The sequence below is a fragment of the Vibrio sp. 1249-1 genome, assembly GCF_033340495.1.
The window spans coordinates 1-612 of sequence record NZ_JAWOWJ010000777.1; the positions used below are offsets into that span (position 1 = coordinate 1).

1 protein-coding gene is annotated in these 612 nt (G+C 47.7%); it reads left to right on the forward strand.

From position 1 onward, the window contains the following. Window positions 1–612: uroporphyrinogen decarboxylase family protein (locus R7Z50_RS28865; protein WP_318149929.1), on the forward strand; the 612-nt coding region annotated here is incomplete at both ends.

The window sequence follows — 612 nt, forward strand, 5'->3', positions numbered from 1 at the left end:
AAGCTACGCGTGCTCAAGCGGGCGATTTCATGTCTTTGTGTAAGAATGCGGAGCTGGCGTCTGAAGTAACTCTTCAACCACTACGCCGTTTTCCTCTTGATGCAGCGATCTTGTTCTCTGACATCCTAACTATCCCAGATGCAATGGGTCTGGGTCTGCGTTTTGCTGCTGGTGAAGGTCCGGTCTTCGATAACCCAATTACTTGCAAAGCCGACGTAGAGAAAATCGGTCTGCCAGATCCAGAAGGTGAACTGCAGTACGTAATGAATGCCGTGCGTCAAATCCGCAAAGATTTGAATGGTGATGTACCTCTAATTGGTTTCTCTGGTAGCCCATGGACGCTTGCGACTTACATGGTTGAAGGTGGTAGCTCTAAGGCCTTCACGAAGATCAAGAAGATGATGTACGCAGAACCTCAAACTCTGCATCTTCTACTGGATAAGCTAGCAGATAGCGTGATTGACTACCTAAATGCACAAATCAAAGCCGGCGCGCAGTCAGTTATGGTATTTGATACATGGGGTGGCGTTCTGACTCCTCGTGATTACAACCTGTTCTCATTGCAATACATGCACAAGATAGTGGATGGCCTGATTCGCGAAAATGACGGTC